The organism is Glycocaulis alkaliphilus (genome assembly GCF_004000605.1).
GTDB classification, from domain to species: Bacteria; Pseudomonadota; Alphaproteobacteria; order Caulobacterales; family Maricaulaceae; genus Glycocaulis; species Glycocaulis alkaliphilus.
Window position 1 is genome coordinate 1,007,315 of the sequence record NZ_CP018911.1, and the last position, 26,896, is coordinate 1,034,210.

Sequence of the window (26,896 nt, forward strand, 5' to 3'; positions counted from 1 at the left end):
CAGGCACGTAACGTGACTGAAAAATCGGCTGATACCATCACGGGCGGGGCTGCAAGCGCAGCCTCGCCCGCTGACTATATCGCGCTGATGAAGCCGCGCGTGATGACGCTTGTCGTCTTCACCGGCTTTGCCGGGCTTGTTGCCGCGCCCGCGTCCATGGACGTGTTCGCGGCCGCCATTGCCATGCTGGCCCTCGCGCTGGGGGCAGGGGCTGCTGGTGCCTTCAACATGGCCTATGACGGCGATATTGACGCTGTGATGCGCCGCACGCGCCTGCGCCCTGTCGCACGCGGCATCGTGCCAAAGGCGGAGGCCTATACGTTTGGCGGCGTGTTCACGCTGGCTTCCGTCACGCTCATGGCGCTGACGGCGAACTATGTTGCCGCCGGGCTGCTGGCCTTTTCGATCTTCTTCTACGCGCTGGTCTACACCGTATGGCTAAAGCGCTCGACACCGCAGAATATCGTCATTGGCGGGGCCGCTGGCGCGTTTCCGCCCATGATTGGCTGGGCCGCGGCAACGGGCAGTGTCAGCCTTGATTCGGTCATTCTCTTTGCCATCATCTTTTTGTGGACGCCGCCCCATTCCTGGGCGCTTGCGCTTTACAAGTCGGGCGATTACGCGGCGGCGAACATTCCGATGATGCCGGTGGCCAGAGGCGCCGCCTCCACGCGCCGCCAGATGATGCTCTATGCCCTTGCCTATGTGGCTGTCAGCGCCGCGCCGCTTGCCACGGGGCTTGGCGGCGTCATCTATGCGGGTGCAGCGCTGCTGGGCGGTGCGCTCTTCCTTTTCCTGTCCTGGCGCGTGCTGAACTCGCGTGCGGGGGAGGCGGGTACCGACGAGGACGGGCTTTACGAGGTGCGTGCCGGAGACCGGGCTGCGCGCGATCTGTTTGCCTTTTCGATTGCCCATCTGGCGCTGTTGTTTGCGGCCCTGATCGCCGAGCACGGCGCGGGACTTCATTTCGCCTTCGCGCGCTTCTGGAGCTAGAGTGAGATGAGTGACGAGACCCCTGAAACGCCCCGCAGGCTGACGCCGGAAGAAGAAAAAGCGCGCAAGCGTCGCAATGTCGCGATTTTCTGGAGCCTGATCGGGTTTATAGTATTGATCTTCCTTGTGACGCTGCAGCGTCTGACCAGCAATATCGCCGCCGGAGGTTAGATCCGACATGAAACTGCCTGTGCTGTCAGGAAACGTGAAAGTCCTCGCCATCTGCCTCGGCCTCGCGCTGGGCATGGTAGGCATGGGCTATGCGGCCGTGCCGCTTTACGACCTGTTCTGCCGGGTAACGGGTTATGGCGGCACCACGCAGACCGCGCAGTATGATCCGGACCAGATCCTCGACCGCACGGTGCGTGTGCGCTTTGACGCCAGCCGTGCGCGCGGCTTCCCCTGGGAGTTCGAGCCGCTGCAGCGCGACATGACCGTGCAGGTGGGCGAAACGGCTCTGGCCTTCTACCGGGTGACCAACCCCACGGACCGGCCTGTGACGGGGATTGCCACCTACAATGTGACACCCTTCAAGATGGGGCCGTATTTTGCCAAGCTGGAATGCTTCTGCTTTACCGAGCAGACGCTGGGGCCGGGCGAGAGCATGGAGATGCCGGTGGTGTTCTTTATCGATCCGCTGATGGATGAAGAACGGCGCATGGATGACGTGCAGACGGTAACCCTGTCATACACATTCTTCGAGGCCAGCGATTCGCGGGCCCGTAACCTTGCCGGACGCGCACCGGGCAATACCGGGCGCTAGATCGGAATAGTTTGCCGTGGCGGGCTGAAAACCAGCGCGCCACCTTATTGATCAGGGGGATGGGGGCCGCTATAGCTGCGGTTCAAATTGCCCGAATGAAGAGCAGGAGAGGCCGATGGCTGGCGGCGCTGTCAAACATGACTACCACCTCGTTGATCCGAGCCCGTGGCCGTTCGTCGGCTCGCTGGCCGCGTTCATCCTGGCCATAGGCCTTGTCATCTTCATGGCCGGGCTTTCCACCAATGAGGAAAGCTGGGCCTACTTCCTCCTGCGCGAAGGCTCCCCCTGGGTGCTCGTGCTTGGCAGCCTTGGCATCATCTACACGATGATCGGCTGGTGGGGTGATGTGATCAAGGAATCGCTTCGTGGCGACCACACGCCGGTTGTGGACCTTGGCCTGCGCTACGGCATGATCCTGTTCATCGTCTCTGAGGTGATGTTCTTTGCCGGCTGGTTCTGGATATTCTTCGAGGCTGCCATCTTCCACGATGTGCGCGCAGGCCTGAGCTGGGATGGCGCCCCCATAGGCGCGGACTATTCGGGCTGGGAAACCTGGCCGCCGCCGGGTGTGGAGACATTCGATCCCTTCCACCTGCCGCTGATCAACACGCTGATCCTGCTCCTGTCGGGCACCACGGTCACCTGGGCGCACCACGCGATGCAGCATGGCGACCGCAAAGGCGCCAAATGGGGCCTGATCTGCACCGTGGCGCTGGGCGCGCTGTTCACCGTCGTGCAGGCCTATGAGTACACCCACGCCCATTTCGAATTTGGCGGCAATCTCTATGGTGCCACCTTCTTCATGGCGACGGGTTTCCACGGCGCGCACGTCATCATCGGGACGATCTTCCTGGCGGTGTGCCTGCTCAGGCTGCTGGCCGGGCACTTCACCCCGCAGAAGCATTTCGGCCTCGAGGCGGCTGCCTGGTACTGGCACTTCGTCGACGTGGTCTGGCTGTTCCTGTTCGCCTTCGTCTACGTCGTCTTCCAGTAGACGCATCATGAACGCTCCCCACCCCGTCATCGCAGGGATCAGCGGCCGCTGCCCACGATGCGGGGAGGGGAGATTGTTCTCCGGCTTCCTGAAATTCGCCGATAGATGCGAATCCTGCGGGCTGGATATATCTGGCGAAGATGCCGGTGATGGCCCGGCAGTTTTCATCATCCTGATTGTCGGCTTTATCGTGGTGCCGCTCGCCCTGGCTCTGGAGCTCGCCCTGGAGCCGCCGCTATGGCTGCATGCCGTAATGTGGCTGCCGCTTTCGGTGGCGCTGTGTGTCGCATTGCTGCGCCCCTTCCGCGGTGTGATGTTCAGCTTGCAATGGCACCATTCGGCGCGCGAAGCGCGTCTGGACGAGGACAATAGCTGACGCTGCCCCGGAAGGACCGCTTCCCATGCACTTCCGCCCCATGCCCATCCTGACTGTGCTGACGCTCGCCGCGCTCGCCTTCCTGCTTGTGCTGGGCACGTGGCAGAGCCAGCGCATGGCGTGGAAAGAGGCCGAGCTGGAGCGCTGGCAGGAGGCGAGCGCCAACCCGGCGCGTGACCTTCACGAGGCGCTGTGCGTGGACGTTCCCTTTGAGGGGCGCAGCGTCGGCTTCCTGCCCGAGGAACGCACCGGCAATGTACGCGTCTATGGCCGTTCGCTTGACGATAACCGGGCTGGCTGGCGGATATTTGTACCGGTCGATGCGCCTGCCTGTCTGGATGTGCCCTACGTGCTCGCGGAAGCCGCCTTCCAGCCCCTGGTAGAGGCGGCTGCGCCGGTGAGGATGATGTCACGCTGGCGTATCGAGACACCGCTGCAGGCGGGCGCCTTCACGCCCCCGGCTGACCCGGCCGAGCGCACATTCTACGCCTTTGACGGGCCCGGCATGGCGCAGGCGCTGGGGCTTGAGGACGGGGCGATTGCGCCGGACTGGTGGCTGGCCGAGGATACGGGCGAGCCTCCCGCCTATCTCACGGCGACGCCGCCGGAGCGGCATTTCGCCTATGCTGTGACGTGGTTTGGCATGGCGATCGCGCTTCTGGGCGTTTATCTGGTGTTTCATGCTGCGCGCGGGCGGCTGTCATTCACCGGGCGGAAAGAGTGAGTGTGCCAGTGTGTACGGCCCTGTGATGTGGAGGCTCTTCCTTGGCGTTGTGGCGTGATGAAATCCCTGAGACAACGCTGGCAGGCGAAGGCATCCGCCTGCGCCATCCCGGTCCGGACGACTATGAGGCGTGGGCGAAGCTGAGAAGCGCCAGCCGCGCCCTTACCGAGCCTTGGGAACCTGCCTGGAGCGAGGACGAACTCACGCGCACGGCCTACAAGCGCCGCCTGCGCCGCTACCAGCAGGATGTCGAGACAGGCCAGGGCTATCCCTTCTTCATTTTCCGGGCTTCGGACAATGTTCTGGTCGGCGCCTGCAATCTCAACAATGTACGCCGGGGTGTGCTGCAGGCTGCCGATATTGGCTACTGGGTGGGCTCGCCCTATGTGCGCCGGGGCCACGCGCGTGCGGCAGTACGCCGTGTAGTCACCTTTGCCTTCGCCCAGCTCAACCTGAACCGGATCGAGGCGGCGACACGTCCCGAAAACGAGGCCTCGCGCTCGCTGCTGATGAGTGTCGGCTTCAGCCCGGAGGGCTATGCCCGCAAATACCTGAAGATCAATGGTGAATGGCGTGACCATCTCAAGTTCGCCATCGTGCGCGGAGACCTGCTGCGTTGAGTGAAGGCGGCGAAGACATGCTGGCCAAAGCCGCCGAGGCGGCTGGCGCGCTTGCAATCGAGCTGGATCTGGAAAGCGGCAAGGCCCGCATTTCCGGCGCCCCGAAGGCCTTTGGCCTGACCTGCAATGGTGTGGGCGACTTTCTCGACTGTGTGGCGCCCTCTGACCGCAAGGCACTGGCGGAACAGAAGGAGGGGCCTGTCGATCTGCGCCTGCGTCTGGCTCCGCCGGGCGGGGAGGTGCGCTATGTGCGCCTCCTGGGCCAACGCAAGCGGGACGGTGTAACCGCACTCCTGCTGCCGGCCGGCACTGGCCCCGGCACCACGCTTTCCACACTCGATGCCGAAGCGGCGCTCACCGCTGGACTGGAGGCCCATGAGATCATCGCCCATTACCAGCCCATTATCGCGCTGGATGGCGAGTATCTGGCCGGGTTCGAGGCATTGGCGCGCTGGCACAGGCCGGGTCTCGGTGTCATGGGCCCGGATGATTTTCTCTTCCTCGCTGACCGGATGGGCCTGATGGGACAGGTCGGCGATCAGGTGCGTGGCAGTGCGGCGCACAATCTTGCACGCTGGTTCAGTGACGCCCCGGCGGCGCCGGACATCTATGTCTCGGCCAATGCCAGCGTGGGCGAACTCTTCTCTGCCGGCTTTGTTGAAACCCTTGCAGCAACGCTGGAAAGCGCAAGGGTGCCGCGCGGGCGCTACCGGCTGGAGATCACCGAAACAGAAATCATGCGCGATCCGGACCGCGCAGCGGAGCTTCTCCATGCCGTAAAGGCCTCAGGCGTGAAGCTGGTGCTCGACGATTTCGGCACGGGCTATTCCTCGCTCTCCCGGCTCGACCGTTTCCCCTTCGATGTGATCAAGATTGACCAGTATTTCGTCCGCTCGATGCTCGCGGATGCGTCGGCGCGTGCCATCACTGCTTCCGTAGTGAAGCTCGCGCGCAATCTGGGCATGACCATCATAGCCGAGGGCGTGGAAACTGCCGAAATGGCCGATCTGGTTGCCGAGATGGGGTGCGATTTCGCGCAAGGCTTCCACTATGCGGGCGCTCTGGACCCGCAGGCTGCCGGCCTGGCAGTGCGGCAGGGACTCTCTGGCCGTTTCGCCCCGCCCCGGCCTGTCAGGCGTTCAGGCGTGGCCTGACGCGCCGGTCAGGTGCTCCGGATTGACGCCGATCTTGCGCAGCGCTGCGGCCCATTTGGCCTCGTGGCTTTCACCAAAAACAAGGTCTTCGTCGGCCTCTGCGATCAGCCAGGCATTGGCCGCAATCTCTTCTTCGAGCTGGCCGGCCTCCCAACCCGCATAGCCCAGCGCCATCGTCGAGCGGCGGGGCGGGGAGGGCGAAGCCATGGCCTCAAGCACATCATTGGTAGCCGTCAGGGCGAGGCCTGCGCTGATTTTCAGCGTGGCTGGCTGATGCTCGAAATCGTCTGAATGCAGGACGAATCCACGATCACGGTCCACCGGCCCGCCATCCAGCACAGCCCGGTCCGCCACCTCAATCTCGCTTTTCACGCCCAGCTGCTCAAACAGGGTCGGCAGGCGCAGGCGCATGGGCTTGTTGACGATAATGCCCATCGCGTGGTCATCGCCATGCGCGCACATGAACACAATCGAACGGTCAAAGCGCGGATCGCCGATCAGCGGGCTGGCGATCAGTATCTTGCCCTTCAGGTAGGGCCCATCAAACGTTTTACGGTCAAGGTCCATGCGTCCAGCATCGGGCCAAAATGGTGGGCTTGTCCAGATATTCCGGCGAGCGCCCCCGCACCCGGCCTTGCGGGCTGTGGCGCAGCGCACTAGCTAGCAGGCACGTTCCAACGTTCAAAAAAAGCCCTGAGGAGAGCCCTAATGACCATCAAGCCCGGCGACCGCCTTCCCGACGCAATTTTCATGACGATGGGCGCTGATGGCCCCATGCCGGTTACCACGCAGGATCTCTGCCAGGGCAAGACGGTGGCGCTGTTTGCCGTACCGGGCGCCTATACGCCGACCTGCTCGGCCAAACACCTGCCGGGCTTCGTCGAGAAGGCGAGCGAGCTGAAAGCCAAGGGCGTCGATACGATCGCCTGCACCTCGGTCAATGATGTGTTCGTGATGAATGCGTGGGGGCAGGACCAGAATGCAGGCGAGGGCGTGCTGATGCTGGCGGATGGCAATGGCGATTTTGCCAAGGCCGTCGGCCTCACCATGGATGGCTCCAAGTTCGGCATGGGCACGCGTTCGCAGCGCTACGCCATGATCATCAAGGACGGCGTGGTGTCAGGCCTGTTCGTGGAAGAGCCGGGCGACTTCAAGGTCTCCAGCGCAGACTACGTTCTCGAGCAGCTCTGATTATCCAACGGCCGTTGTGAGATGTGCGGTGTCTCCCCCCGTTTACGGGGGGAGTGCCCCTGAAAGGGGCGAGGGGGAATGTTCAAAAAAAAGCTCCCCCCTCCGGTCCTTCGGACCACCTCCCCCGTGAACGGGGGAGGACATCGGGCCGTCTCGAAGGACGAGGGCTTCCCCCTACATCAGGCCCAGCTGTTTGAAGCTGGCCACATGATCGCGTCCGACGACAAGGTGGTCATGCACCACAATGGAAAGCGGGCGCCCGATCTCGACGACCCGCCGGGTCATGTCGATGTCGGCCTGTGACGGCGTCGGATCCCCGCTGGGATGGTTGTGGACGAGAATGATCGCGCTGGCATCAAGGGCAATGGCCCTCTTGATGACTTCGCGCGGATAGACCGGCGCATGATCCACCGTGCCGCGGGCCCGAAACTCGTCAGCCAGCAGCCGGTTCTTCTTGTCGAGAAACAGCACCCGGAACTCTTCTGTCGAGGCGTTCTGCAAGGCGGTACGCACATAGTCCAGCAGCGCTGACCATGATGAGATAACCGCGCGTCCGCTTACCTGCTCGCGGGCAATGCGTGTCGCGACTTCCTGAAACAGGTTCAGTTCAAGCGCGACCTTTTCCGAAACACCCTTGATCTCCGTCAGTTGGTCAGGGCGCGCCGCACACACCCGCCCTATGTCGCCAAACCGGGTGAGCAGGTCTTTGGCCAGAGGTTTTACATCGCGTTGCGGAATGGCGCGGAACAGGATCAGTTCAAGGATTTCGTAGTCGGCCAGCCCCTTGCCGCCGGCCTCGGCAAAGCGCGTGCGCAGGCGGTCGCGATGACCATGATAATGGGGCTTGTCCGCCTCCATCCGGCGCTACTTCCAGGGCGGGCAGTGATAGCCACCGGGTGAGCTGGTGAAAATCTCGACGCCGGTTTCGGTTACGCCCACAGAATGCTCGAACTGGGCTGACAGGGACTTGTCGCGGGTCACCGCGGTCCAACCGTCCGCCAGCACTTTCACGTGTGGTTTGCCATCATTGAGCATTGGCTCGATGGTAAAGATCATGCCGGGTTTGAGCACCGCCCCAGTACCCCGGTCGCCGAAATGCAGCACGTTGGGTGCATCATGGAAAAGCTGGCCAATGCCGTGCCCGCAAAAATCGCGCACCACGCTGCAGCGCTGGTTCTCGGCATATTCCTGGATGGCCGCGCCTATATCACCAAACGTGTTGCCGGGCTTGACCTCGGCAATACCGCGCATGAGCGCTTCATACGTCACCTCGATCAGGCGCTCGGCCTTGCGGCGCACTTCGCCCACGGTGAACATGCGGCTGGTATCGCCGTGCCAGCCATCGACAATGCAGGTCACGTCGATATTGAGAATATCGCCCTCTTTAAGAGGCTTGTCATTGGGAATGCCGTGACAGACCACATGATTGATCGAGGTACACGAGGACTTTGAGTAGCCTTTGTAGAACAGGGTCGCCGGCACCGCGCCGTGCTCGATGAAGTTGCGCCGCACGATGTCGTCGATGGCCTGCGTGGTGACGCCGGGCTTCACGACATCCACCAGAAGATCGAGCGTTGCCGCTGCCAGCTGCCCGGCCTTTCGCATGCCTGCGAACGCTTCGGGGCCGTGCTGGCGGATATGCCCGTCGCGGACCAGTTCCACATCGTCAATCATGTCGGTGTCGTTCACGAATACCTGCCTGCTAGCCTGTTCATGCCCTCATATAACGCCGCCCGGAGCGTTAGGAAACGCCCCGGGCGGTCAAAGGTCAGGCGAAGGGGCCCTTTAAGGCCTATTCGCTGCTTAGCTCGGAGACGAACAGTTCTGCCGGGCGCAGGGCGGTGCTGCCGTACGTACCTACCCAGATGTCGTACTGACCGGCGGCAGGGCTGTTCCAGCGGATTGACGGGTTGGTGCCACGACCGCTGTCATCATCGCAATACCAGCGTCCGTCAGGACCATTGATAACCAGCGTGGTATCCGTGCTGGATGCCACCGAGATGATCAGGGGCAGGCTGCCCGGCGTGAAATTCAGACGGACATCGGGTGCCTCAGCGATGTTTCCGCGGCAGCGGCTATCTCTCGACGCTGCGTTCGAACCATTGTCGCTGACGGCGTTGTTGGCGCGGATAGGTCCGCCGGATTCCAGCGGGACCCGGTAGGGGTCCGGTGTGAATCCGCCGCTCAGGCTGATCGTGCCATAGCTGGGAGTGAGGCCGACATTGGGTCCGTTCGCGCTGCCACCGCCAGTGCTGCCGCTGCTGGCATAGCCAACCGAGCTGGCGCTCATATTTGTGAATTCGGAGATGAACAGGCGGGCATCGGCCAGCGAGGAGCTGCCAAACGTACCAACCCAGATGTCATAGCGGCCCGAGGAGGGATTGTTGAACTCGATAAGCGGGTTCAGGCCTTCACCGCCATCATCGTCGCAATACCAGCTGCCATCGGGGCCGTTGATCACCAGCGTTGTGTCGGAGCTTGAAGATGCGCCGATACGCAAGGGGAGCGTGCCGCCTCCGGCCGTGAAATTCAAAGAGTAGTCGGGGGCATCAGCGATGCTACCGGCGCAACGCCCGTCGCGAACGGCGTTGCCGGATCCGCTATCGCGTAGCGAGTTGGCCCGGACGGAACCACCCGCCTGAAGGTCAACCACATGCGGATCGGGGCTGAATCCGGCCCTCAAGGACGTTTCCCCATATGTTGGCTGAAGTGTGAAGTCCTGCGCCAGGGCCGTGGCTCCGGGCAGTGCGATGGCGGCGGCGGCGATGATAATCCCCGTTCTCATGGTCGTCCCTCCTTTGGAAACATATCGGTGACGCCCCTCTGTGGGGCGCCTTCACTGATAACTGAATCAGCGAGGAGGCAGGTATACAACCTTAGCGGCGCGCGAAAAGCGTCCGGAGGAAAAAATTCGAAATTTAATGCCTTCCCGTGCGCGCGGAAATTGCCGGACATTGGTTGTCGTGATGACGAAAACCGCCCGGAGCGTCAGGAAACGCTCCGGGCGGTCAAAGGTCAGGCGAAGCGCCCTTGGAGCCTATTCGCTGTAGAGTTCGGAGATGACCAGCACCGCCTCGCGCAAGGACTGGCTGCCCCAGGTGCCGACCCAGATGTCATACTGGCCGGCCATCGGGCTGTCCCAGCGGATGGACGGGTTGGTGCCGACCCCGCCATCATCATTGCAGTACCAGCCGCCATCAGGGCCGTTGATGACGAGCGTCGTGTCCGCGCTTGATGCTACCGAAATAATGAGCGGCAGGCTGCCCGGCTGGAAGTTCAGGCGGACATCCGGCGCCTCGGCGATATAGCCGACGCAATTGCCGCCAATGCTGTCATTGGCGCGGATCGGCCCGCCCGATTGCAGGCGTATCCGGTACGGGTCCGGCGTAAAGCCACCGCGCAGCGAGATGGTTTCGTAGGTGGGACGCAATGACCAGTCCGGCCCGGACGGATTGCCGCCATAGCTGCCACCGCCACTGCTGACCGTGCTGGCCGTGACCGAGCTGAGCTCGGACAGGAAAAGCAGGGCCGGGTGGCTCGATGCGCTGCCATAGGTGCCTACCCAGATGTCATAGCGCCCGCTCATTGGCGAACCGAAATGCAAAAGCGGGTTCAGGCCCTCGCCGCCATCATCATCGCAGTACCAGTTGCCGTCCGGCCCGTTCACGACCAGCGTCGTGTCGCGGTCCGCGGACACACCGATGCGGAAGGGCAGGACTGAACCGGCCGAGTAGTTCACTGAAAAGTCGGGCGCATTGGACACATAGCCCCGGCAGCTGCCGCCCAGGGTCCGGCCTGCATCGATTGACCCGCCAGACTGGAGCGGAATGACATACGGGTCAGGGCTGAAGCCCGCCCGCAAGGATGTGTCGCCGTAATTGGGCTGCAGGGTGTAATCCTGCGCCAGGACAGCGGCGCCCGGCAGTGCCAGTGCCAGTGCTGAAAATAATGTTGCTGCTTTCATCATGGTGTCTCCCCACCTGGTCTGGTCAGAAGCGGCCTGTCCTCAGACTCCCTCTGACACCCGAATAACGCCATAAAATCAGACGCAATCTGGACCGGAGATGAACGGTTTCACAAGAAAAACTGCCCGGCTGACATGAATTGTCAGCCGGGCAATGTATTACAGATTGTTGAGGGATATTAGTGCGCGAAGAAGCTGTCGTCGTTCCAGCGCGGGGTTTCGCTGGCATTGGCGACGGCCCGGATGATTTCGTAATTGATCAGCGCGAATTTCGCGCCCTGATCAAAGCGCAAGGGCTGCGACAGGTCATCGCCCGGCGCGTGGTAATTGCCCCCCAGGAAGCGCAGGAAGGCCTGACCTTCATCGTCTTCAGGGTCGGGCGAGGAAAAGCCGGTCATCAGGAACACAGACGGCACGCCTTCACGTACGAAATTATAGTGGTCGGAACGCACGAACAGGGACTGGTCGGGAATCGGATCCGGCGACAGCGTCACCCCTGCGCGCGCCACCGCTTCGGACGCTACCGGCCCGAGCGAGGAGTGCTCGGCGCCAAACGCGATCACGTCGTTGAATTCATAGAGCATGACCGGCATGTCCAGATTGATATTGGCGACCATCCGGCCCATGGCCGGGGTCGGGTTGGCGGCCACATGGGCCGAGCCGAGCAATCCCTTTTCCTCGGCGGTCAGCGCGATGAACACCACGGTACGTGCCGGGCGCGGTCCCTGAACCAGCGCGCGCGCCGATTCCAGCATCGCGGCGGTGCCGGACGCATTATCCAGCGCGCCATTGCAGATGGAGTTGTCTGCCATGGGCTGGCAGATACCGATATGATCGAGGTGGGCCGTGACCACGACAGTCTCTGCCGACAGCGCCGGGTCGGAGCCGGGCAGCACGCCGATCACGTTGGCACTGGCAACCGGCTCGCGGGTGGTGGCCTGGGCCATACCGGCCGTGGCGTTGAGGGCGAAACTCTCCAGCGGCTCACCGGCCTGGGCAGCTTCCACAATCTGGCTGAAGTCGCGGCCTGATACGGCAAACAGGCGCTCGGCCCCTGCGGTGCCGACGACGGCGCTGACCTCAATCGAGGCCGGGGAGGCGGCTGCCGCGACGGTCATGGACGGGCGCGGATTGGCCGCCATGGCCGCAAGGCGCGAGAAGGGAAAACGCGTCAGTCCGTCGGCCATGATGACGATGACGCCGCTGGCGCCGCGCGCCGCGGCGAACTCCGCCTTGGTCCGGTTGTTGGAAAGATGCGCCGACACGTCGCTGGGCAGGCCGCCCGGCGCGCCGGCCAGCACGACAACGATCCGTCCCTCCACATCAATGCCGTCATAGCTGTCGAAGCCCAGCCCCGGCGCGACAATACCGTATCCGGCAAACACCGCCTCGGCGGTCACGGCGCTTTGATCGCGGGTAGCGTGGGCGCTGATGATGAAGTCCGTGCCGTGTTCCAGCGCCTCGCCATCAATGGTCAGGCGGGCGGCGCTGGCGTCCGCCACCATGTTCTGCAAGGGTACCGGCTCGTGATAGCTGCCGTCCGATGCGCCGGGCTCAAGGCCGAGAAGGCGGAAATGGCTTTCGACATAACGTGCGGCAATGTCATAGCCGCGTGTCCCCGTATCGCGCCCTTCAAGAAGGTCATCGGCCAGGAAGCGGATATGGGCCTCGATGGCTGCGGGTGTGATGATGTCCCCCGCCGCCGCTTCGCGCTGCGAGGCAGGGGCCGCGCCGGTTGTGGCACAGGCAGACAGGAGCAGTGCGGCGCTGGCGGCCGCGGCGAGATAGTGCCGGATCATGTTACAAAGTCCCCGATTATGGCGCCATGCGCCCTCTGGCCGAAGCCCTATCGTCTGGAACGGGCAGGCTCAATCACGCAGCCCAGAACATGGCCAAACTTTCATCTTTGGATGGATGGCCGCGTCATTCGTCCAACACCCATAGCGCGGACCGCAGATGCGCGGCGCGTACCGCATCGGACAATTCAGCGTCCGGAACATGGTAGTGGCGCGCGAAATCGCGTGTCATGCGCGCAGGCTTGCCGGTCGAGAGCTGGAAGGAGACCAGCCAGGTGCGCGCCCGGAATACGGTCTCGCCGGTATCGCGCTTGCGGAACTGGTACCAGCGCTCGGCGCGCAGCCGGCCATCGCTCAGCGCTATCCATACCGCGCAACTGAGCACATCGCCGGCCCGGCAATGCCCGGAATACTCCGCCAGCGTGCGGATAACGGCCATACCCCGGTCGGCATCGCGGCATCCCTGCCGGGTAAGCCCGTCCGCCTCCCAGTGCGCCCACGCCGTTTCGTCGGCCCAGCGCAGATAGGCGGCATTATTGGCGTGGCCGAAATCATCGATCTCGGTCTCGTCAACGCGCCGGTTGCGCAGGAAGGGCAGGGGCAGATCCCATCCTTTGTCTGTGGGCGCTATCGGCATGACGCTGTCCTCATCGCGTGTTGAAACCGGCTGTCCGCCGTTGCGCGGCGGGTTATGTCATGGACCATGATCACGTCAACGCACGGCACGGCCAAAAGGATGAACGCAAATGGATGAACGAGCCGTCAAGGCAGCCGTGCTGGTGATCGGTGACGAAGTGCTGTCCGGCCGGACGCAGGACGTGAATATCCGCCAGATCGCCGAATTCTTGAGCCCCCTTGGCATCACGCTGGGCGAGGCGCGCGTGGTCAGCGATGTGCAGGCCGACATCGTGGAGGCGCTGAACGCGCTGCGGGCCCGCTGGGACTATGTGTTCACAACGGGCGGTATCGGCCCCACCCATGACGACATCACCGCCGATGCGGTTGCTGCCGCTTTCGGGCGGCCTATTGATGTGCGTGAGGACGCTCTGGCCATCCTGCGCGAATGGTATGCGAAATCGGGCACTGAACTGACGCCTGCCCGCCTGCGCATGGCGCGCATCCCTGAGGGCGCCAGCCTGATCACCAACCCGGTCACCGGGGCGCCCGGCTTCCAGATCGGCAATGTCTTCGTGCTGGCAGGCGTGCCGAAAATCGCCCGCGGCATGCTGGAAGATATCGTCCACCGGCTCGAAGGCGGAGCGGTCACTTTCGCGATTGCGGTGCGTATCGAGGGTGCGCGCGAGGGCGATCTGGCCGAAGCGCTGGGCCAGATAGCGCAAGACTTTCCCGCCTGCTCCATCGGCTCCTATCCGTGGTTTGAGGAATTGCCGGACGGTGGTTTCAAGCGCGGGGTGGAACTGGTTGCCCGCGGCGCGGACGAAAGCTTGCTTGGCGCCGTAAAGGTGCGGCTTCAGTCTCTGGCTAGCTGATCAGGACTCTGATCTTTATTTCATAAATGTTATATCATTACGATAGTTTAATCTTCTGGGCTCAAATTCGGGTTGCACGCCCCCCCTGCTGCACACACTGTTCTTGAGCAATCTGCTCGGGCTGAAAAAGTGGAGGCTGAAAATGAAGCGTGTAATGATGTTGGTAGTAGGCGCCGTCATGGTGTCCGCAGCGAGTGCGTTTGCGGTTCCGTGTAGCCAGTGCAGTTACGCAAACTGCCAACCGGATTGCCAAGGCGCGAGTGTGGATGAGTGGTCCGGGTGCCTTCAGGATTGTATGGACGACTGCTTTTCGGGTTGCTCCATCGTGGATATAAAGGACTGATAATAGGCAAATAAGAGAAATATCCGGGGCTTTGGCTCCGGATATTTCTAAGGAGACTAACATGTTTTTTACTGTATTGTCGGGCCTGTTACTGCAGTGTCCGGCCTATGCGGAGCTCCCCCAGCCGCGCGAGGGACTGAGCGCTATCTATTCAAATGCCAGAAGTCCTGACACCGCTCTCGGGGTGGGCGAACGGATCGAGCGCGTCGGTCCGCGCGGCGTGGAGTCGGTTCAGTACATCATTCCGCCGGGTGAAGACCCGATACCGGGGCGCCGCATACTGTCGGCGGTAGGCGGGTTGCTGATTCTCGAAGACACACCGATCAATGGCGGCTCCACTTTGCGCCAGCAGGTCAATGCTCGTGACATCGAACGCGTTGCCAATCTGGAGCCAGGTGAAGAGGCTCGTTTCACTCAGAATCTCCGTGGTGGTGCCGGGGAGGTAACTATCCGGTTTGAAGGCTGCGAGCATTTTGCTGGTGAGGACGTCAGTGTCTATGCCGTCTCCACGCCGCGTGAGACGAGAACGGCCTATATTTCCCACGAAACCGGGTGGTGGGTGCGCTCGCGAGGGCAGAATTCGGAACTGGTGCGAACCTCGGAGAATTTCTGACGATGTGCTTTTCGTCTCGCTGCATACGCAGCGGGTCATTGTCGATGGCGGCTGCTATCGCCCTCACCCTGTCCGCGTGCGGGGAGGGTGAGTGGTTTGCGCCGGCGTCTGACGGCCCGCCAGCGCGGTTTGAGACGGCGGTGGTCGACCGGGGCATGATCCGTGACATCGTGCCGGCTATTGGCCGGGTACGTCCGGCGCGTGCGGTCGAGGTCGGTGCCGAGATCAATGGCCGGGTTGTCGAGGTGCTGGCCGATTTCGATGACCGGGTGGAAGAGGGCGAGGTGCTGGCCCGGATCGATCCCCAGCCCTTCGAGGCGGCTCTGGTGCGGGCGCAGGCCTCGCTGCAGACCGCACGGGCGAGCCTTCTTGAAGCGCGCTCACGCCATCGCGGCGCCCGGCGTGAGCTGGAGCGCACGCAGTCTCTGGCCGCTTCCGGCACGGCCCCGCAGGCACGCCTGGAGGATCTGGAGTTCGCGGCAGAACAGTTCGAGGCTGCCGTACTGCGCAATGAGGCCGGTGTGTCACTGGCCGAGGCCCAGCTGCGCGAGGCACAGATCAATCTGGAGCGCACGGTGATCGCTGCGCCGATATCCGGCTTCGTGCTGGAGCGGCGTGTCGAGGAGGGGCAGGCGGTCAACGCGTCGTTTTCCACCCCGGTTCTCTTCGTGATTGCGGCGAACCTCTCTGAAGTGGTCATTGAGGCGCGGGTGGCAGAGGCCGATATAGGGCGGATCAGCGCAGGCATGGAGGTGCGCTTCAACGTCGATTCCATTCCTCGCCACAGCTTCTCCGGAGAGGCCGGGCCGGTGCGCCGGGCCCCTCAGGTGGAGGGCCGCTTCGTCAGCTATCTGGTCGAAATCCGCGCCCGCGATGAGGAAGAACGTCTGCTGCCCGGCATGACAGCCTCGGTCGAGTTCGTCGCCGCAGAGACGTTCAATGTGTTGAGAATGCCGCGAGGAGCCCTCTACCCGATCCCGACGCAGGACTTCGTGGCCGCGCTCGACCCGGCCTTGCTGCCCCCCGATCTGGTGGAGCGCTATGGTGGCGATCTTGCAGGCAACTGGGGCAGAGTATGGGGTGCCATGGGAGGGCGTGCGCTTGGTCGGGGATTTGGTGAGGGCCGGCGTATCCGGACGATCCATCCCGTCATTGGTGATCGCTTCGGGTATGTTCTGGTGGAAGTGGGGGCTGAAGACGACCACTATCTTGAAATCGTTGAGGTGATCCACGGCGACCTTCAAGAGGGCGACCGCGTCTTCATCTTCGATCACGGACCGGCAGGTCCCCCGCAATGAGGGCGCACGCTGACGCCGGAGCGGCCATTCTGAACGGGCGCGGCCTGATGCGCCGCTATCGCGCCGCCGACGGGGATGTGCTGGCGCTGGATAGCGTCGATATCGCCCTGCGCGCGGGCGAGCTGCTGGCGCTGGTCGGCCATTCGGGCTCCGGCAAGACGACCTTGCTGTCGATCATGGGATTGCTCGACAGGCCCGATGGCGGGACGCTGGAGATGTTCGGCCGCGATGTCTCGCGCTGGGGCTGGGGGCGGCTGGCCAAGCTGCGCCGGGGCCGGATCGGTTTCCTGTTCCAGGATGCCGGCCTGATCGAACGCATGCCCGTCATCGAAAACGTCATGCTGCCCATGCGTTATGCCCGCGTGCCGGGTGCGCGGCGCAGCCAGAATGCCCGCAACGCGCTGGAGCGGGTCGGGCTGGGCGATAAGGTAAATCGCCTGGTCGGCACCCTCTCGGGCGGCGAACGCCAGCGCGTCGGGCTGGCACGTGCCCTTGCCATGCAGCCGCGCTTTCTGGTGTGTGATGAACCCAGCGCCTCGCTGGACAAGGTCACGACAGGGCTGGTTGCCGAGCTCCTGCGCGAGCAGGCACAGGCGGGCGCGGCGGTGGTGCTGGCCACACACGACCCCCTCCTTCTGCCCATTGCGGGCCGTGTGCTGCACATGGAGCGCGGCCGCTTCGTCGCCGGGGGGAGCTGAGCCATGGGACAGACCTTGTTCGCCCTGGCTCTGCTGGCCTTACGGGCGCGGCCGCTGCGCGCCTTTCTGATGGCCCTCACGCTGGGCGCCGGAACGGGGGCCGTATCGCTGGCCGCTGCAGTGCTGATAGGTTATTCGGAACAGATCGAGCGCGCGGCCTTCGGCGCCTATGCGCGCGCGCTGGTGGTGACGGAGAACTGGGCCTCCCCGCAACGCTCCGGCCCGCCCACGACCGGCGATATCGCGCGCCTGCGTGACACACTCGGCGAGCGGATCGAGGGGGTGGCGGCGTGGCGGATCTCGCGCGCGGACGTACGGTTCGGCGCGCAGGCACGCGAGATGTTCCTGTTCGGGGTGTCGGGCGATTACCGTTTCGAGCTCGATACGCCGCTGTCGGAAGGCCGTCTGTTCACTGCCGAGGAGCTGGAGGGCGCTGAGCGGGTCTGCCTGCTAGGGGCGGCCGCTGCGCGCGAGCTTTACCGGCTGGAGCGCCGGCGCGTCGGCCAGCAGGTGCGCGTCAATGGCATTGCCTGCGAGGTGATCGGCATATTCGGCGAGCCGCGTGCCCGCACTGCAGACCGCTATGACGAGGCGGTAATCGTGCCCTTCCGCGCCTCGATGCGCTACTACGAGTCAGGCTCGGCCCGGCTCGCACCCAATGAAGCCGATCAGGTGACATTGGTGCTGCGTGACCGGCGCATGGTGCGCCCGGCCATCAGCGACGCTGACCGCGCGCTGCGTCGCGCGCGCGGCGCCCCGCTGACCCAGCCGCCCCCTTTTCGCTTCGCCGACCCGTCTGCGCCTGCACAAGCCATCCAGCGCCAGCGCGACAGTGCGGGCGGCCTGCTCATCGTGGTGGCCGCGATCTCGCTGATTGCCGCCCTGGTCGGCTATGGATCCTCTACCCTGAGCGCGGTCGAAATGCGCCGGCGCGACATCGCGCTGCAGATGTCATCAGGCGCCGGCAGGCTCGATATCCTGTTCCAGATCATGCTGGAAAGCGCCCTTCTGGGACTGGCCGGGGCGCTCCTGGGGGCCGGGGTGTCGTGGGGGGCAGGGCAAGTGTTGCAGCACGGCTTTTCCATCCCCGCCGTCTATGATCTTCGCGTGGCCGTCCTGACCGGGGCCATCGGGGTGCTCGCCGGACTGGTCGCAGGCGCGTTTCCGGCATGGAAGGCGTCCCGGCTGCCGCCGGCGCTGGCTGTAAGACAGTAGGCGTGCGCGCTCACCGCTTGCGGGCGGTGGCGGGCATGCCTAACTTGACGCGCAACACAACGACGCATTTCCGCGAGACAGGATATTTTCCATGATGGCTGACGGCTTCCGCGCGCACCCGATCCGCAATGACGACGATGATGATGCTCCTGAGAAAGGCGCCGCGCCGGCGGGTGAGGACTTTGTCGGCAAGGCATTGTTTGAAAGCCGCACCATCCTCATTACCGGCGGTATCAACGACAAGGTGGCCCGCTCGGTCTGTGCGCAGCTTTTTGCGCTCGCGGCCAAGAGCGATGATCCCATCCTGATGGTAATCTCCTCGCCGGGCGGCCACGTCGAGTCCGGTGACATGATCCACGACACGATGAAGTTCATCAAACCGCGCGTGATCGCCCTTGGTTCGGGCTGGGTTGCGTCTGCCGGCGCGCTGATCTTTGTCGGTGCCGAGAAGCAGGATCGCTACTGCCTGCCCAATACGCGCTTCCTCATCCACCAACCGTCTGGCGGGGCGGGCGGCGCGGCCAGCGATATCGAGATCCAGGTGCGCGAGATGCGCATGATGCGTGACCGTCTGAACCGTATCTTCGCGGAAGCCACGGGCCAGTCGCTGGAGCGTATCGAGAAGGATACCGACCGGGATTTCTGGCTGACGGCGAAAGACGCCATCGAATATGGCCTGTGCCACAAGATCGTGACGCGTCAGGACGAGATCAAGCGCTAGGCGTGTCCGGCGCACATTAGCGGGCGTGGCGGAACTGGTAGACGCACCGGACTTAAAATCCGTTGGAGGGTAACCTCCGTGCCGGTTCGATTCCGGCCGCCCGCACCACTCTTGGTTTCCGCAGCCCATCCGGGCTGCGATGTTCCGCGAAAAGTCGCGGGCGCGCGGTTGCGCTCTTCGGACGGCCGAACGCCGTCCGCAAGCCCGAATGGGCGTCCGAGCTAATGCGAGTAGCATCACTAAAAATTCCGCGCGGGCCGCGCTCTTCAGGCCGCTCTAAACCGCCCAGGGACATCACATCACGCAGCGCAAAAGTTTACCTGAAAACCATGTATTCGCCCGGAAACCCTTGCGTTGGCCGTCCATGCGCATAACGCTATGCGTCATGACCGGGGATATGGGCGCAATCCGCATTGACAGGCTGGGCTGCAAACGCCGGGCCTTGCCTGTTTTTCAACGGGTTGTTCTGTCATGAGCGGCGATATTACGCGAGACATCTTCTTTCAGAATCACCCTGATCCCATGCTCATATACGAGCTGGCGACGCGCCGTATCCTGGTGGTCAATCAGACCTTCCAGGTCCGGTATGGCTACACGCCAGACGATCTGAAAACCTTGCGCCTCGACGATCTCCACCCGGAAGATGAACTCGACCGGCTGGAATCGAATATTGCAGCGGTCACCACTGGGCTGGACCGGGCGGGTATCTGGCAGCACCGGCTCAAGTCAGGCGAGTTCATCCATGTGGAGATCACCTCCCACACGATGGAATATGACGGCAAGGCGTGCGAGCTGGTCGTTGCCCGTGACATGACGGAGCTGGTGCGTTTCGAGAAGGAACGCGATCAGGCGCTCAAGCGTGAGGCAGCACTGCGCAGCCGTGCCGAAGCGGCCGCTTTCCATTTCCAGTCGCTGTTTGAGTCAGCGCCCGGAAAGCTGCTGGTTGTCGAGCCGGAAGACTACACCATCGTGGCGATCAGTGATGCGTATTTGGAGGCGGTGATGCGCCGCCGCTCCGACATCATGGGCAAGCCGCTTTTTGATGTCTTTCCCGATGATCCCGATGATCCCGATGCCAGTGGTATCGCGGCCGTTACCGCCGTAATGGAACGTGTCAAGGAAAGCGGTGTGTCTGAAGCCTTGCCGTTGACCCGCTTCCCGGTCGAGAGGCCCAAGGAGGAGGGCGGCGGCTTCGAGGAACGCTGGTGGTTATCAGTGTTCTCTGCCGTGAAGGGCCCCGATGGCAGGGCGCAGTACATAATCTGCCGTTCCGAAGACGTGACCGTCCTGATTGCCGGTCAGGCACGTGATGCGGCAGAACTGGCTGACGAGCTGACGGAGCGCCCTCTGGAACTGGACCTGATGGTGCATTCGCGCGAATTGCGCGAAGCGACGCTGCGGCTAAACGAGCGCGAGGCCAGCATCCGCACCGTGGAACGTCTTCTGGCGCTGGGCCAGTGGCGGTTCGACCTGCAGACTCAAAAGCTGGAATGGTCCGACAGCACGTTCCGCATTTACGGCCTTGATCCTGACCGGCATCAGCCTGATTACGAGCTTTACGTAAGCCTTGTTCATCCCGATGACCGGGCGCGTATGGAGAGCTGGTTTGCGGATTTTATGGGGTCCGGTGATCGCAGCAGCGAGTTCTGGCACCGTATCGTGCGCCCGGACGGGCGGGTAATAACTATCCGCGGTGTGGCCGAGCGTACGGTGACGCCAGAGGGCGAGGCCACCACCGGCTTTGTCCAGGACATTACCGGCCAGCTGGAAACTGATGCGCGGCTTACGGAAGCCGACCACTTGCTGCGGCTTGCGGGCAAGTCGGCGCGTTTCGGTGCCTGGCGGGCTGATCTGAAGCGTCAGGTAGTGGAGTGGTCAGAAGAGGTGGCGGCCATCCATGACATGCCCGGCACACGCGAGGTGCCGGTGCAGGAAGGCATCAATTTCTACGCGCCCGGCAGCCAGGAGCGCGTTGCGGAGATTTTCGCGCGCTGCATCGAAACGGGCGAGCCCTACGATGAAATGCTGGAGATCATAACAGCCACGGGGCGCCGCGTCTGGTGCCGGTCTATTGGCGAGGCCGAGCGCAATGCCGCTGGCGAGGTGATCGCTGTGCGCGGCGCGTTCCAGGACATGTCCGAGCTGGTGTCGGCCCGTCTTGAAAGCGCACAGCTGGCCGAACGCCTGCAGAGCACGCTCAACACGATGAGCGACGGCTTCTACCTGCTCGACGAAAACCTCTGCTTCTCATTCGTGAATGAAGAGGCGGAGCGGGCCTTGAGGACGCCGCGCCGTCATATGCTTGGCAAGTATGTATGGGATGTGTTCCCGGAAGACGTCCGCGACGTGTTGGAGCCGTTCTACCTGCAGGCGCGCGATACCGGCCAGACGGTCACAACCGGCTTTCACTACGCGCCCTTCAATGCCTGGTTTCAGGTCAGGATACATCCCGGTGCGGGCGGGCTGGCCATCTACTTCCAGGATGTCACAAGCGAGCGGCAGGCCCAGGAGCAGCTTCAGCTGCTGCAGGCCGCCGTACGCCACGCCAATGACGTGGTGATTATCGCCGAAGGCGAGATTGGCCCGGAAGGGCCACGCATCGTATATGTCAACAACGCGTTCGAGCAGGTTTTCGGCTATACCGCAGAGGAGGCGCTGGGAGGGTCCACGCGCATGCTGCATGGGCCCGGCACCGCCCCTGAAACGGTGCGCGAGGTTCTGGCGGCCATAAAGGCGGGGCAGCCGGTACGCACGGAAATCGTACACTACACGCGTTCCGGCGAGGGCCGCTGGATGGACGTGGACGTTGTGCCAATCGTGGATGCACAAGGCAGGCTCACTCACTGGCTGGCAGTCCAGCGTGATATTACCGAGCGCAAGCATAACGAGGACGAGCTTCTGGCGGCGCGCGACGAGGCAGAACGCGCCAATCGGCTGAAGTCGGAATTCCTGGCCAATATGAGTCATGAGATACGCACGCCGCTCAATGGCGTGCTGGGCATGTCCCAATTGCTGGCGCGCACCGGCCTTGATGCCCGCCAGACCCGAATGGTCGAGACGGTGCAGTCTTCCGGCAAGGCGCTGCTGGCCATCATCAATGACATTCTCGATCTTTCAAAGATCGAGGCCGGGCTGATGACGCTCGAACCTGAAACGGTTGAGGTCGATTCGCTGTGCAGCCAGGCCCTGTCTGCAGTCTGCGGCACCGCGCAGAACAAGGCGCTCGCGCTTGACCTTGCCATTGACGAGACCGTGCCGGGCCACATCGTCGCGGATCGCCGCCGCCTTGCGCAGGTACTGATAAACCTGCTGGGTAATGCGGTGAAGTTCACCGAAGCGGGCTCGGTCTGGCTGAACGTGGATTGCCCGGATGCGAAGACAATCCGTTTCGAGGTGGCTGATACGGGCCCGGGCATGAGCCCGGAGCAGGCCCGGCATATCTTTGACCGTTTCCGCCAGGTCGACGCATCTTACGCACGCCAGCACGAAGGTGCTGGGCTGGGGCTGGCGCTCTGCAAGGAATTTACGGGCCTGATGGGAGGGCACATCACCCTCCACTCGCGGCCGGGTGAAGGCTCACGCTTCGCCGTTTGCCTGCCGCTTGTTGTGGCTGGCTGCGAAGACTCCCAGACGCGTGACGAGGCAGGAACGGCAAGCCTGCCCCCCGGTATGGGACGCATTCTGATTGCCGAGGACAATGCGACCAATCGCCAGACGCTGGAAATGTTTCTCAGCGAGCTTGGTGTGGAGCCGCCGGTCTGCGTCACGAACGGGCGCGAGGCGGCTGACCGGGCACTGGCCGAGGATTTTGCGCTTGTTGTCATGGATGTCTCCATGCCCGTCATGTCGGGTCTGGACGCTATTCGCGAAATCCGCAGCAGCAATACGCCGCGCCGGGGCGTGCCCATTCTGGCGCTGACCGCCCATGCCGCCCCACAAGACCGCGAGCAATGCCTGCAAGCGGGTGCAAACGATTATCTCGCCAAACCAGTTGATCTTGAGGCGTTGGCAAGCGCATTGTCCAAGCTGATGCACAAAAAGGCTGAAGACGTTTGAGAGGGCAGTGAATGGGACAGGCATCAAATGGCGCGCTCAATGTCGCCATTATCGATGACGATCCGGTGGAGACCGAAATCCTGTCCATTCTGATGGACGAGGTCTTTGATGGCGTGGAGATCGCGAGCTTTGGCACGATCAGCGAGTTTGTTGATCGCAGCCGTCATGCCGATTTCGAGCTCGTCTTCCTCGACCGCCGCCTGCCGCCCTATTCAAGCTTTGACGAAACGCTGCCTCTTGTGGTGCCCGCCGCGCCCAAGGCATCCATCCTGCTTATCACCGCCCACACCTTCGAGCGGGTGGAGCTCTCGCGCTATCCCAATGTGGCCGGACCGTTTGCCAAGCTGGACCTGATGACGCCGGAGGATTTACGCGCTCTTATAGACAAGCATTTGCCGCATGAATGAACCCCATGCTGATCGCGCCTGAACATGCGGTAGCCTGCAAAGATGCCGCGTTCATCGATGCGACCTGGTTCATGCCCGCCAGCGGCAAGCCGGGGCGTGAAGCCTTCGGGAAGGCCCATATCGCCGGAGCGGTCTTCTTCGACATTGATGAGGTCGCCGACCTGACCAGCGCGCTGCCTCATATGGCGCCGGGCAGCGCCACACTCTCGCGCTGGTTCACCGCTCATGGCATTGCGCCGGGCCAGCCGCTCATCATCTACGATCAGAACTCGGGCTTCGCCGCGCCGCGCGTCTGGTGGACGCTGCGCCGGTTCGGCCTCATCCCGCTCATCCTTGACGGCGGTATGGCGGCTTGGGAGACGGCAGGCGGCGCGGTGGAGGCCGGTGCGCCGAAGCTCGGCTTGGCTGCCAACGGGCCGGATCTGCACCTTATCAATGACGATGCCATGCGCTGGAACGATGTGCTGCATCACATCGAGGCGGGTGATGCGCTGATCGTCGATGCCCGCCCGCCGGGCCGGTTTGCCGGCACGGATCCGGAGCCGCGTGCGGGGCTGCAGTCTGGTCACATGCCGGGGGCTGTGAACCTGCCCTCAGGCAGGCTGCTGGACGGGGAGGGACGCTTCCTGCAAGGCGAAGCGCTGGAGGCCGTCCTGCCGGCGCAGGACCGCCACCAGCGCATCATCTGCACCTGCGGATCGGGTGTGACAGCGGCCATACTGCATGCGGGCTTCACGGCAGCGGGTTTCAAGGATGTCTGGCTGTATGACGGTTCGTGGACCGAATGGGCCGGCCGGGACGGATTGCCGATTGTGAAAAGCTGAACGGTGTTCACTCCCCATCTCGACACTCGCCCAAACCGCGCTAGCTTGCGGTGCAACAAATCATCTTCAGGGAGGGATTCATGGCCGGTCTGGAAATTCTGAACGGGCGCCTGAGCGTTCCGGTCGTCGGCGCACCGCTTTTCATCATCTCGCACCCGGATCTGGTGATCGCGCAGTGCAAGGCAGGCGTTGTCGGCTCCTTTCCGGCGCTCAATGCCCGTCCGCAGAGCCAGCTTGATGAATGGCTGGACCAGATCACCTCAGAGCTGGACAGTTATAACCGCGCCAACCCCGATAAGCCTGCTGCGCCGTTTGCGGTAAACCAGATTGTCCACCGCTCCAATGAGCGCCTTGAAGCCGATCTGGAGACGTGCGCCAAATACAAGGTGCCGCTGGTCATCACCTCGCTGGGTGCGCGTGAAGACCTCAACAACGCCGTCCACTCCTGGGGCGGCAAGACTTTGCACGACATCATCAATGTGCGCTTTGCCCACAAGGCGCTGGAAAAGGGCGCAGACGGCCTCATCGCCGTGTGTTCGGGCGCGGGCGGCCATGCCGGCACGCTATCTCCCTTCGCGCTGATTGCCGAAATCCGCGAATTCTTCGACGGTCCGTTGCTGGTCTCGGGCGCCATCTCCACCGGCGCCGGCGTGCTGGCTGCGCAGGCCATGGGCGCGGACTATGCCTATATAGGCTCGGCCTTTATCGCGACGGCAGAGGCGCGCGCCACCGAGAGCTACAAGCAGGGTATTGTGGAGGGCAAGGCAGACGACATCGTCTACACCAACCTCTTCACCGGCGTACACGGCAATTACCTGAAGAAATCCATCACCGACGCGGGGCTGGACCCGGATAATCTGCCTGAAAGCGATCCGTCCAAGATGAATTTCGGCTCGGGCGGCAATTCAGACGCCAAGGCCTGGAAAGACATCTGGGGTTCAGGTCAGGGCATCGGCTCGGTCGATGCCGTGCGCCCGGTTGCCGATTATGTCGAGAAGCTGAAAGCCGAGTACGAGGCCGCGAAAAAGCGGGTGTGCTGAACCAGCCCACGCGCCAAAAGCTCCGCCGGTCTTAACCGCGAGAGTATGGAAGGGGTGCGGACGGCCCTTCGGGCCGGATGGGGTAGTCGGGCAGTTCATGCGTGGCCTTGACGGGCCGTCCGCACTGGCGAGGCGCTTGTCTTCCCGTATCCCCATTAAGCCCCATCAGGGGCAGTGAAAGGCGCGCCGTTTTCGAACACGGCCACCAGACACCCGGAGCGGGGGACGAGCGGTCCCCGCGCCGGTCTGTCATGTGAGCGTGCCGCGAACATGCCCTTCCACCAGACCGGCAACGCGCATCATACGGGCAGGCTAGGGGGAGGGGGATAAGTTGGGTTCTGACTTTCCCCTCGTCCTTCGAGACGCGCTTGAAGAAGCGCTCCTCAGGATGAGGGAAAAGTACAGCCTGTGCCCTCATCCTTGCGGACGCGGTGGCGCTCGAAGGACGAGGGCGTGTCCCTCTATATACTCGTCAGCCAGTCGGGCTTCACGTATTTGTGGCCAAGATCGCGGGCGACCGGCTCATAGGTGACATGGCCTTCGGCCACGTTCAGCCCGCGCGCCAGATGCGGATCGTCATTCATCGCCTTCTTCGCGCCCTTGTTGGCGATGGCCAGCGTGAAGGGCAGGGTGGCGTTGGTGAGCGCGATCGTTGAGGTGCGCGCTACCGCGCCCGGCATGTTCGCGACGCAGTAATGGACCACGCCATCGACGATGAAGGTCGGGCTCTGGTGGGTGGTGGGCTTGGAGGTCTCAAAGCAGCCGCCCTGATCAATCGCAATATCGACCAGCACCGCGCCATCCTTCATTTTCTTCAGCATTTCGCGGGTGACGAGCTTGGGCGCCGCCGCGCCGGGGATCAGCACCGCGCCGATCACCAGGTCTGCGCCGATAATGGCTTCCTCAACGGCAGCCGCCGTGGAGAAGGCCGTCTTTGCGCGGCCCTGGAACTGGGTGTCGAGCTCAGCCAGGCGTTTTATGGAGCGGTCGAAGATTGTCACGTCCGCACGCATGCCGACGGCCATTTCGGCTGCGTGGGTGCCCGATACGCCGCCGCCGAGAATGACGACTTTCGCAGGCTGCACGCCCGGCACACCGCCCAGCAGCATGCCGCGCCCGCCATGGGATTTTTCCAGCGCCGTTGCGCCGACCTGGATCGACATGCGCCCCGCCACTTCCGACATGGGTTTCAGCAGCGGCAGACGGCCTTCATTGTCGGTCACCGTCTCGTAGGCGATGGCGATGCAGCCGGAGTCCATCAGGCCCTTGGTCTGCTCAGGATCGGGCGCGAGGTGGAGATAGGTGAAGAGGGTGTGATCCGGCGTCAGGCGCGCATACTCGATGGGCTGCGGCTCTTTCACCTTCACGATCAGCTCAGCCGTTTTGAACACGGCGGCCGCGTCGGGCAGGATTTTCGCGCCCACCGCCTCATAGGCGCTGTCGGCAAAGCCAACACCGTCACCGGCTTTGGTCTCGACGAAGACTTCATGGCCCGCCTGCACAAGCTCGGCAGCGCCTGCAGGCGTCAGGCCGACGCGGTATTCGTGAACCTTGATCTCTCTGGGTACGCCAACGCGCATGGGGTCTCTCCCGGTGTTTTCTGGCTATCAGGGATG

The 26,896-nt window shown here is 63.2% G+C and carries 27 protein-coding genes and 1 tRNA gene; 20 read left to right on the forward strand and 8 right to left on the reverse strand.

Annotated features, from left to right (window positions below):
• Positions 1-12 precede the first annotated feature (12 nt).
• The 8 genes from cyoE to X907_RS04900 all read left to right on the forward strand — a co-directional run bounded on the left by cyoE (position 13) and on the right by X907_RS04900 (position 5,624).
• A complete protein-coding gene (gene cyoE, locus X907_RS04870; RefSeq protein WP_233352531.1) occupies positions 13-993 on the forward strand; it encodes a heme o synthase in 981 nt (326 codons plus the stop codon).
• Positions 994-999: 6 nt separating this feature from the next.
• Positions 1,000-1,164: a hypothetical protein gene (locus tag X907_RS14405; RefSeq protein ID WP_170175458.1), complete on the forward strand. Its 165-nt coding sequence runs from the start codon at positions 1,000-1,002 to the stop codon at positions 1,162-1,164.
• A gap of 7 nt (positions 1,165-1,171) precedes the next feature.
• Complete coding sequence (locus tag X907_RS04875) at positions 1,172-1,756, forward strand: cytochrome c oxidase assembly protein (RefSeq protein ID WP_127565901.1); 585 nt, start codon at positions 1,172-1,174, stop codon at positions 1,754-1,756.
• Positions 1,757-1,871: 115 nt separating this feature from the next.
• On the forward strand, positions 1,872-2,750 hold the full coding sequence (locus tag X907_RS04880; protein ID WP_127565902.1) for a cytochrome c oxidase subunit 3: 879 nt from the start codon (positions 1,872-1,874) through the stop codon (positions 2,748-2,750).
• A gap of 73 nt (positions 2,751-2,823) precedes the next feature.
• Positions 2,824-3,126: a DUF983 domain-containing protein gene (locus X907_RS04885; RefSeq protein ID WP_233352532.1), complete on the forward strand. Its 303-nt coding sequence runs from the start codon at positions 2,824-2,826 to the stop codon at positions 3,124-3,126.
• Between the two features lie 25 nt (positions 3,127-3,151).
• On the forward strand, positions 3,152-3,850 hold the full coding sequence (locus tag X907_RS04890) for an SURF1 family protein (RefSeq protein WP_127565904.1): 699 nt from the start codon (positions 3,152-3,154) through the stop codon (positions 3,848-3,850).
• Positions 3,851-3,891: 41 nt separating this feature from the next.
• Positions 3,892-4,470, forward strand: a complete 579-nt coding sequence (locus X907_RS04895; protein ID WP_127565905.1) for a GNAT family N-acetyltransferase — start codon at positions 3,892-3,894, stop codon at positions 4,468-4,470.
• A gap of 17 nt (positions 4,471-4,487) precedes the next feature.
• The gene (locus tag X907_RS04900; protein WP_170175459.1) at positions 4,488-5,624 is read left to right on the forward strand and encodes an EAL domain-containing protein; all 1,137 of its coding nucleotides are present in this window, start codon (positions 4,488-4,490) and stop codon (positions 5,622-5,624) included.
• On the opposite strand, the gene X907_RS04905 is transcribed toward X907_RS04900, so the two are convergent.
• The gene (locus X907_RS04905) at positions 5,610-6,191 is read right to left on the reverse strand and encodes a YqgE/AlgH family protein (RefSeq protein ID WP_127565907.1); all 582 of its coding nucleotides are present in this window, start codon (positions 6,189-6,191) and stop codon (positions 5,610-5,612) included. The two genes, X907_RS04900 and X907_RS04905, sit on opposite strands and share 15 nt — an antisense overlap.
• 141 nt (positions 6,192-6,332) lie before the next feature.
• On the opposite strand from X907_RS04905, the gene X907_RS04910 reads away from it, so the two are divergent.
• Positions 6,333-6,815 (forward strand): peroxiredoxin, encoded by a 483-nt coding sequence (locus X907_RS04910; protein WP_127565908.1) that lies wholly within the window; start codon positions 6,333-6,335, stop codon positions 6,813-6,815.
• Positions 6,816-6,989: 174 nt separating this feature from the next.
• On the opposite strand, the gene radC is transcribed toward X907_RS04910, so the two are convergent.
• The 6 genes from radC to X907_RS04950 form a co-directional block, all read right to left on the reverse strand.
• Positions 6,990-7,673, reverse strand: a complete 684-nt coding sequence (radC, locus tag X907_RS04915) for a RadC family protein (RefSeq protein ID WP_127565909.1) — start codon at positions 7,671-7,673, stop codon at positions 6,990-6,992.
• A gap of 6 nt (positions 7,674-7,679) precedes the next feature.
• The gene (gene map / locus X907_RS04920; RefSeq protein ID WP_127569335.1) at positions 7,680-8,489 is read right to left on the reverse strand and encodes a type I methionyl aminopeptidase; all 810 of its coding nucleotides are present in this window, start codon (positions 8,487-8,489) and stop codon (positions 7,680-7,682) included.
• Positions 8,490-8,607: 118 nt separating this feature from the next.
• Complete coding sequence (locus tag X907_RS14550; RefSeq protein ID WP_233352533.1) at positions 8,608-9,600, reverse strand: hypothetical protein; 993 nt, start codon at positions 9,598-9,600, stop codon at positions 8,608-8,610.
• A gap of 252 nt (positions 9,601-9,852) precedes the next feature.
• A complete protein-coding gene (locus tag X907_RS14555) occupies positions 9,853-10,782 on the reverse strand; it encodes a hypothetical protein (RefSeq protein WP_233352534.1) in 930 nt (309 codons plus the stop codon).
• A 176-nt stretch (positions 10,783-10,958) separates the two neighbouring features.
• Positions 10,959-12,578 (reverse strand): M28 family metallopeptidase, encoded by a 1,620-nt coding sequence (locus X907_RS04945; RefSeq protein WP_233352535.1) that lies wholly within the window; start codon positions 12,576-12,578, stop codon positions 10,959-10,961.
• Between the two features lie 124 nt (positions 12,579-12,702).
• Positions 12,703-13,212, reverse strand: a complete 510-nt coding sequence (locus X907_RS04950; RefSeq protein ID WP_127565910.1) for an acyl-CoA thioesterase — start codon at positions 13,210-13,212, stop codon at positions 12,703-12,705.
• Positions 13,213-13,321: 109 nt separating this feature from the next.
• On the opposite strand from X907_RS04950, the gene X907_RS04955 reads away from it, so the two are divergent.
• From X907_RS04955 to X907_RS05005, 11 genes are all read left to right on the forward strand, one after another.
• Entirely contained in the window at positions 13,322-14,065 is a 744-nt protein-coding gene (locus X907_RS04955; protein WP_127565911.1) for a competence/damage-inducible protein A, read from the forward strand.
• A 404-nt stretch (positions 14,066-14,469) separates the two neighbouring features.
• Positions 14,470-15,021 carry a hypothetical protein gene (locus X907_RS04960; protein WP_127565912.1) on the forward strand — a complete coding sequence of 184 codons (552 nt, stop codon included), beginning with the start codon at positions 14,470-14,472 and terminating at the stop codon, positions 15,019-15,021.
• 44 nt (positions 15,022-15,065) lie between these two features.
• Positions 15,066-16,319 carry an efflux RND transporter periplasmic adaptor subunit gene (locus tag X907_RS04965; protein WP_170175460.1) on the forward strand — a complete coding sequence of 418 codons (1,254 nt, stop codon included), beginning with the start codon at positions 15,066-15,068 and terminating at the stop codon, positions 16,317-16,319.
• A complete protein-coding gene (locus X907_RS04970) occupies positions 16,316-17,017 on the forward strand; it encodes an ABC transporter ATP-binding protein (RefSeq protein WP_127565914.1) in 702 nt (233 codons plus the stop codon). Before X907_RS04965 ends, X907_RS04970 begins: the two co-directional genes overlap by 4 nt.
• Before the next feature lie 3 nt (positions 17,018-17,020).
• A complete protein-coding gene (locus X907_RS04975; RefSeq protein ID WP_127565915.1) occupies positions 17,021-18,232 on the forward strand; it encodes an ABC transporter permease in 1,212 nt (403 codons plus the stop codon).
• Between the two features lie 94 nt (positions 18,233-18,326).
• Positions 18,327-18,953, forward strand: coding sequence for an ATP-dependent Clp protease proteolytic subunit (locus X907_RS04980; protein WP_127569341.1), 627 nt, complete (start codon positions 18,327-18,329; stop codon positions 18,951-18,953).
• 19 nt (positions 18,954-18,972) lie between these two features.
• Positions 18,973-19,061, forward strand: a tRNA-Leu gene (locus tag X907_RS04985).
• A 363-nt stretch (positions 19,062-19,424) separates the two neighbouring features.
• Positions 19,425-23,009: a PAS domain-containing hybrid sensor histidine kinase/response regulator gene (locus X907_RS04990; RefSeq protein WP_127565916.1), complete on the forward strand. Its 3,585-nt coding sequence runs from the start codon at positions 19,425-19,427 to the stop codon at positions 23,007-23,009.
• A gap of 11 nt (positions 23,010-23,020) precedes the next feature.
• On the forward strand, positions 23,021-23,416 hold the full coding sequence (locus X907_RS04995; protein WP_127565917.1) for a response regulator: 396 nt from the start codon (positions 23,021-23,023) through the stop codon (positions 23,414-23,416).
• Between the two features lie 5 nt (positions 23,417-23,421).
• Positions 23,422-24,240: a sulfurtransferase gene (locus X907_RS05000; RefSeq protein ID WP_170175461.1), complete on the forward strand. Its 819-nt coding sequence runs from the start codon at positions 23,422-23,424 to the stop codon at positions 24,238-24,240.
• 80 nt (positions 24,241-24,320) lie between these two features.
• Complete coding sequence (locus X907_RS05005; protein ID WP_127565919.1) at positions 24,321-25,280, forward strand: NAD(P)H-dependent flavin oxidoreductase; 960 nt, start codon at positions 24,321-24,323, stop codon at positions 25,278-25,280.
• Positions 25,281-25,741: 461 nt separating this feature from the next.
• Here X907_RS05005 and ald read toward each other — a convergent pair whose 3' ends face one another.
• Positions 25,742-26,860 (reverse strand): alanine dehydrogenase, encoded by a 1,119-nt coding sequence (gene ald / locus X907_RS05010; protein ID WP_127565920.1) that lies wholly within the window; start codon positions 26,858-26,860, stop codon positions 25,742-25,744.
• Positions 26,861-26,896: the final 36 nt, after the last annotated feature.

Coding starts and splice junctions, on each gene's coding strand:
- X907_RS14405 (WP_170175458.1), top strand. CDS start 1,000: ATGAGTGACGAGACCCCTGAAACGCCCCGCAGGCTGACGCCGGAAGAA.
- X907_RS04875 (WP_127565901.1), top strand. CDS start 1,172: ATGAAACTGCCTGTGCTGTCAGGAAACGTGAAAGTCCTCGCCATCTGC.
- X907_RS04880 (WP_127565902.1), top strand. CDS start 1,872: ATGGCTGGCGGCGCTGTCAAACATGACTACCACCTCGTTGATCCGAGC.
- X907_RS04890 (WP_127565904.1), top strand. CDS start 3,152: ATGCACTTCCGCCCCATGCCCATCCTGACTGTGCTGACGCTCGCCGCG.
- X907_RS04900 (WP_170175459.1), top strand. CDS start 4,488: ATGCTGGCCAAAGCCGCCGAGGCGGCTGGCGCGCTTGCAATCGAGCTG.
- X907_RS04905 (WP_127565907.1), bottom strand. CDS start 6,191: ATGGACCTTGACCGTAAAACGTTTGATGGGCCCTACCTGAAGGGCAAG.
- X907_RS04910 (WP_127565908.1), top strand. CDS start 6,333: ATGACCATCAAGCCCGGCGACCGCCTTCCCGACGCAATTTTCATGACG.
- radC (WP_127565909.1), bottom strand. CDS start 7,673: ATGGAGGCGGACAAGCCCCATTATCATGGTCATCGCGACCGCCTGCGC.
- map (WP_127569335.1), bottom strand. CDS start 8,489: ATGATTGACGATGTGGAACTGGTCCGCGACGGGCATATCCGCCAGCAC.
- X907_RS14550 (WP_233352533.1), bottom strand. CDS start 9,600: ATGAGAACGGGGATTATCATCGCCGCCGCCGCCATCGCACTGCCCGGA.
- X907_RS14555 (WP_233352534.1), bottom strand. CDS start 10,782: ATGATGAAAGCAGCAACATTATTTTCAGCACTGGCACTGGCACTGCCG.
- X907_RS04945 (WP_233352535.1), bottom strand. CDS start 12,578: ATGATCCGGCACTATCTCGCCGCGGCCGCCAGCGCCGCACTGCTCCTG.
- X907_RS04950 (WP_127565910.1), bottom strand. CDS start 13,212: ATGCCGATAGCGCCCACAGACAAAGGATGGGATCTGCCCCTGCCCTTC.
- X907_RS04955 (WP_127565911.1), top strand. CDS start 13,322: ATGGATGAACGAGCCGTCAAGGCAGCCGTGCTGGTGATCGGTGACGAA.
- X907_RS04960 (WP_127565912.1), top strand. CDS start 14,470: ATGTTTTTTACTGTATTGTCGGGCCTGTTACTGCAGTGTCCGGCCTAT.
- X907_RS04965 (WP_170175460.1), top strand. CDS start 15,066: ATGGCGGCTGCTATCGCCCTCACCCTGTCCGCGTGCGGGGAGGGTGAG.
- X907_RS04970 (WP_127565914.1), top strand. CDS start 16,316: ATGAGGGCGCACGCTGACGCCGGAGCGGCCATTCTGAACGGGCGCGGC.
- X907_RS04975 (WP_127565915.1), top strand. CDS start 17,021: ATGGGACAGACCTTGTTCGCCCTGGCTCTGCTGGCCTTACGGGCGCGG.
- X907_RS04980 (WP_127569341.1), top strand. CDS start 18,327: ATGGCTGACGGCTTCCGCGCGCACCCGATCCGCAATGACGACGATGAT.
- X907_RS04990 (WP_127565916.1), top strand. CDS start 19,425: ATGAGCGGCGATATTACGCGAGACATCTTCTTTCAGAATCACCCTGAT.
- X907_RS04995 (WP_127565917.1), top strand. CDS start 23,021: ATGGGACAGGCATCAAATGGCGCGCTCAATGTCGCCATTATCGATGAC.
- X907_RS05000 (WP_170175461.1), top strand. CDS start 23,422: ATGCTGATCGCGCCTGAACATGCGGTAGCCTGCAAAGATGCCGCGTTC.
- X907_RS05005 (WP_127565919.1), top strand. CDS start 24,321: ATGGCCGGTCTGGAAATTCTGAACGGGCGCCTGAGCGTTCCGGTCGTC.
- ald (WP_127565920.1), bottom strand. CDS start 26,860: ATGCGCGTTGGCGTACCCAGAGAGATCAAGGTTCACGAATACCGCGTC.